5 protein-coding genes are annotated in these 6,710 nt (G+C 45.7%); 4 read left to right on the top strand and 1 reads right to left on the bottom strand.

Annotated features, from left to right (window positions below; all coding sequences use genetic code 11):
* Positions 1-72: 72 nt before the first annotated feature.
* Positions 73-1,347, bottom strand: coding sequence for an MFS transporter (locus tag J7E38_RS21725; protein ID WP_214710004.1), 1,275 nt, complete (start codon positions 1,345-1,347; stop codon positions 73-75).
* A 246-nt stretch (positions 1,348-1,593) separates the two neighbouring features.
* Here J7E38_RS21725 and J7E38_RS21720 point away from each other — a divergent pair, with 246 nt between their 5' ends.
* From J7E38_RS21720 to J7E38_RS21705, 4 genes are all read left to right on the top strand, one after another.
* Entirely contained in the window at positions 1,594-3,087 is a 1,494-nt protein-coding gene (locus tag J7E38_RS21720; protein ID WP_215038929.1) for a SulP family inorganic anion transporter, read from the top strand.
* Positions 3,088-3,172: 85 nt separating this feature from the next.
* Entirely contained in the window at positions 3,173-3,592 is a 420-nt protein-coding gene (locus tag J7E38_RS21715; protein WP_214710000.1) for a universal stress protein, read from the top strand.
* Positions 3,593-4,143: 551 nt separating this feature from the next.
* The gene (locus J7E38_RS21710) at positions 4,144-5,226 is read left to right on the top strand and encodes a D-alanine--D-alanine ligase (RefSeq protein ID WP_214709998.1); all 1,083 of its coding nucleotides are present in this window, start codon (positions 4,144-4,146) and stop codon (positions 5,224-5,226) included.
* Positions 5,227-5,298: 72 nt separating this feature from the next.
* Complete coding sequence (locus J7E38_RS21705) at positions 5,299-6,678, top strand: UDP-N-acetylmuramoyl-tripeptide--D-alanyl-D-alanine ligase (RefSeq protein WP_214709997.1); 1,380 nt, start codon at positions 5,299-5,301, stop codon at positions 6,676-6,678.
* Positions 6,679-6,710: the final 32 nt, after the last annotated feature.

Raw genomic sequence — 6,710 nt, 5'->3', positions numbered from 1 at the left:
GCCCGAAAACCGAGAAGAAGCTGGAATCACGGTCACAAGCAAGGCCAACATATGCCTGATAACTAAGAACCGCTAAACGTCCTTCACTGGTTTCTTAGCGAGCAGTGATACCGTGATACCCAAAATCGGAAGAATGATTGTAATCAGCAAAATTTCCTCATACCCGCCGAAGTAGTCGTAGGCAAGCCCGAATGGCAGCGGCCCCAAGGCTGAACCAAGCACGGTCACCGTCATTGCTGAACCTTTGATGCTGCCAAGTGACTGGCGGCCAAAGAAGCTCGGCCAGACATAATTCAAGGTAATCCTTTCAAAGCCGCCGCTGATTCCCCATAATACCCCGAAGGCAATCGCAATCGCAGTTTGGTCAGCTGCCAGCAGGACGAGGACAAAGATAATTTCGCCTGCGAAAATTCCGGCGAGGATGTATTGTACTTTTACCCGGTCGAGCAATGGGCCGGCAATCAAAGTGACCGGAAAGCCAATCAAAGCCATCAAGCTTAAGGCAAGTGCGGCAATTCCAGGTGAAATTCCATTCGTTTTGAAAATCGAAATCAGATGAAAAGTCAGTCCGGTATTCACGAGGGCCGGAATTCCGACACAAAACAGCAGCAGCCAGTATGCGCGTGTTTTGACTGCTTCCTGGACTGTCCAATTGACCTCTTCCAATGGCTTTCTCGTTGTGTTTGGATCAGCAGGATCATTTGTCCAATTGGGTTTAATCCCATCTGGATATTCGCCAATATCCTCCGGTTTGTTCCTTATTAAAAAGAAGGCAAGCGGAACAAAGACCAATAGGAGTAAAATCCCCCAAACCCTCCAGGAGAAGCTCCAGCCCCAGGTTGCAACAAGCCAGGCATTCAAAGGCGGAAGTGCTGCTGAGCTGGCAAAGCCGCCGATAGCCATCAGGCTCATTGCTTTCCCGCGTTTCGTAATGAACCATTGGGGAACTAGCGTATTCGGAATCAGGCTCATCGACCCCTGACCGAGAACGCGTATCAAGAAAAAGCCGATGAACAGCATCGCGGTATTTACGACCATACTATTCCAAAAACTGGCCAGTGCCAGTCCGGTCCCGACAATAACTGACATTTTTCGCTGGCCCCATTTATCCACGAAGCGGCCGACAAAGAACATACAGATTCCGGCAGCAAGAGTAGCGAGGGAATAGACAGCAGACACATGCGATCGGCTCCAGCCGAAATCTTTTATGTAAGAATCAATAAAGACAGAAACCGAGTACGTTTGTCCTGGTCCTGAAAAAAACACACCGAGACCAGCAATAAACACGATCACCCAGCCGTAATAAAAATTAGTTTTGAATGGTGCTGATAATCCTGATGTCTTCATGTGAAAACCTCCCAGACCATCATAACAAAATTCCTTTTTAAAAAGCTTTCAAGAAGCAAGTTAGAATGTGGAATTTACATTAAAAGGTTTTTACTGTATCTATGTGAAAAATAAAGGTATCAGTCGATATTTGAAGATAAGCGGGAAATATAACGCTTACAACCGTGGTTGCTAGTTTTTATGAATATGTTATGATAAATCCTGTTTTTATCGGACCCGGCTTGCTTGAGAGTAGGAAGCCATAAAATGATATTAAGGGGTGTTTACTTGAATACAAATACAATTAAAGAACAATGGTTTGGCAACGTAAAAGGAGATATCCTTGCCGGTATTGTCGTTGCGCTTGCTTTGATTCCTGAAGCGATCGCCTTTTCGATTATTGCTGGTGTTGACCCGATGGTAGGACTTTACGCTTCATTCGCTATTGCTGTGACAATCGCGATTGTCGGCGGCCGTCCTGGAATGATTTCAGCAGCGACCGGTGCGATGGCGCTGTTGATGGTGACGCTAGTTGCTGACCATGGTTTGCAATATTTAATGGCAGCTACAATTTTGACAGGTGTCCTGCAGATTCTGTTTGGCGTGTTTAAATTGGCAAGATTCATGAAGTTCATTCCGCGTTCAGTTATGATCGGTTTCGTGAATGCACTGGCCATCCTGATTTTCATGGCACAGCTTGAACAGTTTGTTGATGCTACTTGGGTTATGTATGCGATGGTAGCGGGCGCGCTTGCGATCATCTATCTTTTCCCGCGCATCACCAAAGCAGTCCCGTCACCGCTTGTGGCGATTATTGTCATTACCGTGATTGCACTGGTGACCAAAAGTGATGTGAGAACCGTGGGTGACATGGGGAATCTGACGGCTGCATTGCCTACTTTCCTGATTCCAGATGTACCATTCAACCTAGAAACGTTAAAAATTATCTTCCCATATTCATTGGCTTTGTCGATTGTTGGTTTGCTTGAATCTCTTCTGACTGCTTCCATCGTCGATGATATGACAGATACGGCTAGTGATAAAAATAGAGAAAGCCGTGGCCAGGGAATTGCCAATATCGTTGCCGGATTGTTCGGCGGCATGGCTGGCTGCGCAATGATTGGCCAATCCGTCATCAATGTTAAATCTGGCGGTCGAGGCAGACTGTCTGCTCTTGTTGCCGGTACATTCTTGATGTTCCTGATTCTTGTGTTAGGAAACGTCGTTGTCCAAATTCCAATGGCTGCCCTTGTAGGTGTCATGTTCATGGTATCAATCGGAACTTTTGACTGGTCATCCATTAAAGGGATGGCAAAAACACCTGTTACCGATTCAATCGTCATGGTGGTTACAACTGTCACAACAGTGTTTACGCATGATCTTTCAAAAGGTGTATTTGCCGGAATCATTTTAAGTGCGATTTTCTTTGTCGCAAAGATTTCAAAGGTGAAAGTTACTTCTACACTTGATGTTGCAGCTGAACGCCGTACGTATTTTGTTACAGGACAAGTATTCTTCGCGTCCGTTACAGATTTGATTGATTCATTCGATTTGAAAGAAACGGCAAAAGAAGTCGTCATCGATCTGACTCATGCCCATGTGTGGGATGACTCAGCGGTTGCGGCAATCGATAAAATTGTTATCAAATTGAGAGAGAACGGTACCGTGGTCCGTTTGCAGGGCTTGAATGAACCAAGCTCCCACTTGATTGACAAACTGGCCGTTCATAAACAGGAAGGCGCAAAGCTTTCCGGACATTAAAGATAAATTTGAGAAAGCGCGTTGACGAATCAACGTGCTTTCTTTATATATTAGTTAATGGAAATTAATGTAGGAGGGGAATGGCATGTTTAAAAGAATCTTGCTCGCTTCTGATGGATCAGACCATTCAGTACGTGCGGCGAAAAAAGCGGTCGATCTGGCCAGGCTAAATGGCGATAGCGAAATAACCGTAGTGTATGTCGTCGATGGACAAACCTCCAAGGAGGATGTCCTTCACAATGCGGACCAGACATTGGTCGAGGAGAAAAGAAAAGCCAGGCTGCAGCCTGTAACAAACATGTTTGAAGAGGAAAACCTGGACTACAAGTTTGAAAAATTGCTTGGAGAACCAGGCCCGGCAATCGTTAATTATGCAAACAAAAACCAGTTTGATATCGTGGTCGTCGGCAGCCGCGGTTTGAATGGCCTGCAGGAAATGGTACTGGGAAGTGTCAGCCACAAAGTCGCGAAAAGGGTAAAAGCACCGGTTTTAATCGTAAAATAGCCAGCGTTCAGGTAAAACCTGAGCGTTTTTTTCTGTTTTCTTTTAAAACCAGAAGAAAATTTCGGTTTGAATCGATTTCGGAATCGGAAATTCAATCTAAATGATAGCGAGAATTTAATTTATATAGCGAAAAATCTTTTTTTATAGTGACTTTTCCATTTATATAGCGAAAATAAATTTTATATAGCGACTTTTCGATTTTTATAGCGATTTTCATGTTTTTATAGCGAATTGGAAATTTCGACGGTTTTTTACCAGTAAAACAACCTGCCCAAATCCTGGTGCTCCATCAACAGGAACCGTTTTAAAAAGTTACCTTTACTTGGGGGTGTCCTTTCACGGAATCATCCATTTTCTCATATGGTACATTAGGCAATTTCATCAGGAACGGATGCCTATTGCTAATTTTGTGTTTCCCGCAGGTTTCACACATGCAAAACAGGAAATAGTATAGCTGGAGAGCAAATATTAAATATTGATAACAATTCCTTAATTAAAAAATAAAGTGGTAAAATAATAAGCGGATTGAATTTTATTGGAGGTCTATTTTTATGAAGACAAGAATTGGGCTGCTATACGGCGGCAAATCGGCTGAACATAAAGTATCGATGCAGACAGCTTTGGCTGTGACAAAGGCATTGGATTTTGAAAACTACGAGATTTTTCCTATATACATAACGGAGGAAGGGGAGTGGGTCAAGGGACCGCAGCTAAACGCACCTGCTGAGAACGTCAAACAGCTTGAATTCGCGGATGGCTCGAACCTGCCAACCCCTTCGTTTACACCGGCATTATTCCAGGCTGGCGGAAAGGAAGAGGGCAAGACGCTGGATGTCATCTTCCCATTGCTGCATGGACCAAACGGAGAGGACGGGACGGTTCAGGGGCTGCTTGAACTATTGAACCTTCCTTATGTCGGAAATGGCGTTCTTGCCTCATCGGCAGGGATGGATAAAGTCATCATGAAGAATATTTTCGCGCAGGCCGGACTGCCACAGGTGGATTATGTGTCCGCCCTTCGCAGCGAGTGGGAAAAGGACAGCGAGAAGGTATACGGTCTTGTCGAAGAAAGACTGAGCTATCCTTGCTTTGTAAAACCTGCGAACCTCGGGTCGAGCGTGGGAATCAGCAAGGCGTCCAATAAGCAGGAGCTTGAAAAGGCATTCAAAGAGGCGTTCCAATTTGACCGTAAAATCATCGTTGAACAGGGTGTTGTCGCACGGGAAATCGAAATCGGTGTCCTGGGGAACGATGAGCCGGAATGCTCGGTCGTTGGTGAAATTGTCCCTAAGAAGGACTTCTATGACTACAAGGCGAAGTACGAAGATGGCGATACGGCGATGATCATTCCCGCAGAAATCACGGAGCAGCAATATGCAGATATCAAGGAAATGGCCATCACCGCCTTCAAGGCGCTTGATTGCTCGGGCCTCGTACGTGCTGACTTTTTCCTGACAAAAGATGGTCAGTTCCTGATCAATGAAGTCAATACAATGCCTGGATTCACTCCATTCAGCATGTTCCCCCTTCTGTGGAAGCACGCAGGTGTCGAATATCCGCAGCTGATCGAAAAGCTGGTGAACCTCGGAATCGAGCGCCACGCTGAAAAGCAGAAGATCAAATATACATTCTAAAAATACTTAACATCCAGGGGGACACGGAGTAACAAATGGCCGTGTTCTCTCTTTTCATGGGAGGAAATCTGAATGATCCAAAAAACTTTAGCACAAATCGCGAAAATGGCAGGCGGGCTGAATGATGTAAGCAAATTTGCCGATGTCGAGATCAAGGGTGTTTCCATTGACACTCGCAAAATTGAAGCCGGGAATTTATTTGTTCCTTTTAAAGGTGCGCGGACAGACGGGCATAAATTTGTAGCAGATGTCATCCAGAATGGCGGTGCTTCGGCTGCCCTCTGGCAAAAAGATGTGCCGAACCCTCCGGAAGACCTTCCAGTCATCATCGTCGAAGACACGACGATTGCCCTTCAGGAGCTGGCAAGAAGCTACCGGAATTCACTTGATATCAAGGTTGTCGGGATTACCGGCAGCAACGGCAAAACGACAACAAAGGATATGACAGCAAATCTGCTTGCGCAAAAATACAAGGTCCAAAAAACAGAAGGGAATTTCAACAACCATCTTGGGCTTCCGCTTACGCTTTTGCGTCTTCAGGAAGATACAGAGGTTGCCGTGCTTGAAATGGGCATGAGCAGCAAAGGGGAGATTGAGTTTTTAACTAAGCTGGGTCGTCCGGATGCAGTGATCATTACAAATATCGGAGAATCCCATCTGCTTGACCTTGGTTCAAGGGAAGCGATTGCTGACGCGAAACTGGAAATCATCACTGGCCTACAGGAAAATGGGCTGATCATTTTTCACGGAGATGAGCCGCTATTGCAGGAAAGGCTGCAGGATTACAAAGGAAATGGCGTCCTGAAAACATTCGGGGCAAGCCGGGAGAATGATTTGTATCCGGTTGAAATCGAGCCGATGGAGGATGGCAATAAGTTCACAACGAACATCGTCAGTGACCAATTCTATCTGCCGGTCCTCGGGAACCATAATATCCTGAACGCTCTGGCAGCCATGCTTGCCGCAGAGTTCCTTGGCGTCCCTTTTGAAAAGATGAACGACGGCTTTGCCAGCTTAAAGCTGACAAACATGAGGATGGAGCTTTCAGAGGGGGCCCATGGTGAGAAAATCATCAATGACGCCTATAATGCGAGTCCGACATCCATGAATGCGGCAATTGACCTTGTTGCCAATCTGTCCGGACACAGCCGCAAAATCCTTGTGCTTGGTGATATGCTTGAACTCGGGCCGCTGGAGGAAGAATACCATTATAAAGTCGGGACTTCCCTTGATGCCGCAAAGGTGGACTACGTGTTCACATACGGCAAGCTAAGCCAATCGATCGCCAGAGGCGCAAAGGAAGTCCTTGGTGAAAACAGGGCGTTTGCTTTCGATGATAAACAGCAATTAAGTGAAGAACTGAAAAAGTATGTAACCGATGAAACAATCGTTTTGGTAAAAGCATCACGCGGCATGGCTCTGGAGGAAGTCGTCCAGGCCCTTCAAAAATAACCATCAAACAAGATGTCCTTCAACCGGACATC

Origin of the sequence: Bacillus sp. ISL-35 (assembly GCF_018613355.1) — a bacterium.
In the GTDB taxonomy this organism is placed as follows: Bacteria; Bacillota; Bacilli; order Bacillales; family Cytobacillaceae; genus Mesobacillus.
This window is presented reverse-complemented; position numbering and strand designations above follow the sequence as displayed.

What these genes read in the sequence shown, in the direction of transcription:
- J7E38_RS21725 (WP_214710004.1), bottom strand. Translation starts at nt 1,347, where the DNA reads ATGAAGACATCAGGATTATCAGCACCATTCAAAACTAATTTTTATTAC.
- J7E38_RS21720 (WP_215038929.1), top strand. Translation starts at nt 1,594, where the DNA reads ATGATATTAAGGGGTGTTTACTTGAATACAAATACAATTAAAGAACAA.
- J7E38_RS21715 (WP_214710000.1), top strand. Translation starts at nt 3,173, where the DNA reads ATGTTTAAAAGAATCTTGCTCGCTTCTGATGGATCAGACCATTCAGTA.
- J7E38_RS21705 (WP_214709997.1), top strand. Translation starts at nt 5,299, where the DNA reads ATGATCCAAAAAACTTTAGCACAAATCGCGAAAATGGCAGGCGGGCTG.
- J7E38_RS21710 (WP_214709998.1), top strand. Translation starts at nt 4,144, where the DNA reads ATGAAGACAAGAATTGGGCTGCTATACGGCGGCAAATCGGCTGAACAT.